Source organism: Desulfobaculum sp., assembly GCF_054921475.1.
This window is the reverse complement of sequence record NZ_JBUDSW010000314.1, coordinates 1-3,635: the sequence shown is the minus strand read 5'-3', so window position 1 is coordinate 3,635 and position 3,635 is coordinate 1. Positions and strand designations below refer to the sequence as shown.

Here is a 3,635-nt window from a genome sequence, read left to right as displayed (position 1 = left end):
TTTAAGGGCCCACGGCCCTTAAACCTGCGGAGCAATAAAACTCTCGCCGACCACCGCCACTCTTCCCCTACACCCACACCACGCCCCCATTCTCACCCCGACGCCCTTGCGCGTCAGTAGCGCCCAACGCAGACGCAGGGGACGGCGCGGCGGGCGCGTTGTGCCCTTGGATTTGACTCTCTTGGCGCCACGGGCTACAACCACAGGCCGTATCTCCGACATTCTGGGAATGTATGATGCAAAATATACATATTTCACGATTCATCTTCCGCACCGCCGTTTTTTTACGGTCCTCCTTTCCTGGGGCAGACGTCATGTATGGCCGTCTGTACACCCAGAGTCTGTATTGCTAGCCCGGCGCACTCACCGGGACCGGCGCCGGGCGTATACAGCGTCCCTAGTCTTTCATTCTTTCACCATATGACTTTTATCGCCCTGACGGGGGCGTTTTTGAAAAGGACAGACCGATGAATATCATCGACGAGCTGAAATGGCGCGGCCTTGTTTTCCAGACCACTGACGAAGCCAATCTTCGCGAGTACTTTGAGACGCCGGGACGCACGCTGTACTGTGGCTTTGACCCTTCGGCCAAGAGCCTGCACGTGGGCAACATGGTGCCGCTTTTGGCGCTGTTGCGCTTTAAGCGCGCAGGGCATAAGCCCATGGCGCTGATGGGCGGCGCCACGGGCCGTATTGGCGACCCCAGCGGCAAGGACCAGGAACGCCAGCTGCTGGACTACAGCATCATTGACGGCAACATCGACGCCATCCGCAAGCAGGTGCACAAGCTGTTTGGCGACGACACCGAGGTGCTGAACAACTACGATTGGATCCGCAAAATGGACCCCATCGAGTTCCTGCGCGACGTGGGCAAGCACTTTACGGTGAACGAGATGATGCGCAAGGAGTCTGTCCGCCAGCGCATTGACCGCGACGAAGTCGGCATTTCCTACACCGAGTTCAGCTACATGATTTTGCAGTCCTTGGACTACGACCACCTGTACAACACCAAGGATTGCCGCCTGCAGATCGGCGGTTCTGACCAGTGGGGCAACATCACGGCGGGCACGGAGCTTATCCGCAAAAAGTCCAGCGGCGAAGCCTTTGCCCTGACCTTCCCCCTGCTGACCACGGCCAGCGGCGCCAAGTTTGGCAAGTCCGAAAAGGGCGCGATTTACCTTGATCCTGAAATGACCTCCCCGTGGGAGTTCTACCAGTTCTGGATCAACGCCGACGACCGCGACGTGGTGAAGCTGCTGAAGTTCTTCACGTTCAAGACGCAGGAAGAGATTGAAGAACTGGCCAAGCGCGTGGAGGAGGCTCCGCACCTGCGCGAGGCGCAGAAGTCTCTGGCCGCTGAGATGACCATCATGATCCACGGCGAGGACGAGCTGAACAAAATCCTCGGCGCGGTGGACGTGCTGTTCGGCGGCGGCGACATTGCCACTGTTGACGTGGCAACCCTGCGCGCGGCCATGCAGTCGGCCCCCAGCGTGCAGTACGCGTCCAACTCCCTGCCGCAGTTGGCGGACATGCTGGTGGACCTTGGCATTGTGAAGTCCAAAGGGCAGGCCAAGAAGGATATCTCGGCCGGCGCTGTCCGCGTGAACGGCGAGCAGATCAAAGACATGATGCACAGCCCTGCCGCAGATGACTTTCTGCACGGCGAAGTGCTGCTGCTGAAGAAGGGCAAAAAGCACTACGGGCTTGTGACCCTGAACTAATTTCGACTCCCCACCGCATGGTGGCTGTGGGGAGTCGTCCATGAATCTCTCTGACCGAAAGCGGCCCTGTGGCCGCTTTCGGCCATTGTACGGACCACGCGTTGGCGCTACGCGGCATTCTGGCCGAGGCCACGCGCAAGGAGGCACTGATGGAAAAGTTTCTCGCCCTGTGCAGGATGGTAAAGATTGAGCATTCGGTCTTTGCCCTGCCCTTTGCGTATATCGGTATGTTTCTGGCGGCTGACGGCTGGCCGGGGCTGCGGGTCTTTCTCTTTCTCACTCTTGGCATGGTGGCCATCCGCTCCTTTGCCATGGGCTTCAACAGACTTGCGGACCTCAAGATAGACGCCCAGAACCCGCGTACACAGGGCCGCCCCCTCGTCACTGGCGAGATTAGCGTCCGCGAGACCGTCATCTTCCTTATCGCCACCGCCGCCATCTTTGTGGCGGCCTGCGCTGGGCTGAACAGCCTGTGCCTGACCTTATCGCCCGTGGCGCTCTTTGTGGCGGGCGGCTACAGCTACATGAAGCGCTTCTCCATGCTGTGCCACTACTGGCTGGGCAGTGTCCTTGGCCTGTCGCCCCTTGCGGGCTGGCTGGCCTATGACCCCACATTCACTCTGCCTGCCGTGCTGTTCTTCTTTGGCGTGACCTTCTGGGTGGCCGGATTCGACATCCTCTACTCCTGTCAGGATGTGGAGTTCGACCGCGAACACGGCCTGCACTCCATCCCGGCGCGCCTTGGCATCCCAACCGCGCTCACCCTCAGCTCGTTCAGCCATATCATCACGGCCATTTTCTTCGGCCTTGCTGGCTGGGCGGCGGGCATCGGCATATGGTACTATCCCGTATGGGCCGCTGTGGCAGGCATTCTCGTCTACGAACACCGTTTAATCTCGCCGGAGGATATGAGCCGTGTGAACATCGCGTTCTTCACGCTCAATGGCGTCATATCCGTTGTGCTGTTCGTCGGCGTTATGCTCGGCATTTTTCTGTAAGCCCACGCTTACACAATTGTTCCACACAGGCCGCCGAGGGGAACTTCGGCGGCCTTGTTGTCTCCAGACACCTGCCGCACGCAGGCCACGTACTCAACGAAGAACGCGTTCTTCCAGACATTGACGGGAGCATCCCTATGAAATGGGTCTACCTCCTTCTCTCCATCATCTGCGAAGTGCTCGGCACCTCCGCACTCAAGTACGCCTCCATGGGCGGAGCAAAGGCCATGTGGGGCATCATCGCCACCACGGGCTTCTACGTCGCGTGTTTCTGGCTTATGATGCGCGCCATGCGCTACTTTGACCTCGGCATCATGTACTCCACATGGTGCGGGCTGGGCATCGCCCTTGTCGCCGTCATGGGCGTGCTCTTCTTCGGCGACGAACTCACCGCCAAAAAAGTGCTGTTCATGTCCTTCATCGTTGTGGGCATCATCGGCCTGAACCTCAGTGGATCAACGCATTAATCCACACGTTTTCCACAGCGCCATCCGCAGTTTGCGGCGGATGGCGCGCCCTCCCCTTGCCCTCCGCCCCCGTTTCCGTCCATAATCCACTATCCCCAGACCGTTCCCCCGCGCCCGCCACCACCGCATACGGAGGCACCATGAACGTCAAAGTGCTCATCATAACCGTCATTGTCCTCATCCTCGCTTGGGACGGCCTCGTCCTGCTCTTCGGCATCAAACAGACCCCGCCATGGGCCCTCAAATCCGCCCTGCACTCAGAAACGCCGCCACTGCTCATCGACGTCAGGACGCCGCAGGAATTCCGCGCCTTCCACATCCCCGGCGCCATCAACATCCCCGCACCCGCCCTGCCACCGCAGCCCATCCTCGACCAAATGCGCACACGCCACGCCGTCATCATCTGCATGACCGGCCACCGCTCACCCATCATGGCATGGAGACTG

At 59.7% G+C, this 3,635-nt stretch carries 4 protein-coding genes; all 4 read left to right on the top strand.

Features of this window, described 5'->3' with window-relative positions:
• Positions 1–467: 467 nt before the first annotated feature.
• Complete coding sequence (gene tyrS, locus ACY69P_RS15165) at positions 468–1,724, top strand: tyrosine--tRNA ligase (protein WP_459900407.1); 1,257 nt, start codon at positions 468–470, stop codon at positions 1,722–1,724.
• Between the two features lie 149 nt (positions 1,725–1,873).
• Positions 1,874–2,722: a 4-hydroxybenzoate octaprenyltransferase gene (locus ACY69P_RS15160; protein ID WP_462328079.1), complete on the top strand. Its 849-nt coding sequence runs from the start codon at positions 1,874–1,876 to the stop codon at positions 2,720–2,722.
• 137 nt (positions 2,723–2,859) lie between these two features.
• Entirely contained in the window at positions 2,860–3,189 is a 330-nt protein-coding gene (locus ACY69P_RS15155; protein ID WP_404843862.1) for a DMT family transporter, read from the top strand.
• Positions 3,190–3,329: 140 nt separating this feature from the next.
• Positions 3,330–3,635, top strand: a 306-nt coding sequence (locus tag ACY69P_RS15150) for a rhodanese-like domain-containing protein (RefSeq protein ID WP_462328078.1), incomplete at its 3' end; no start/stop codon positions are given.

Bases quoted from the DNA above. Each gene is read 5' to 3' on its own strand.
- tyrS (WP_459900407.1), top strand. From the start codon at position 468: ATGAATATCATCGACGAGCTGAAATGGCGCGGCCTTGTTTTCCAGACC.
- ACY69P_RS15160 (WP_462328079.1), top strand. From the start codon at position 1,874: ATGGAAAAGTTTCTCGCCCTGTGCAGGATGGTAAAGATTGAGCATTCG.
- ACY69P_RS15155 (WP_404843862.1), top strand. From the start codon at position 2,860: ATGAAATGGGTCTACCTCCTTCTCTCCATCATCTGCGAAGTGCTCGGC.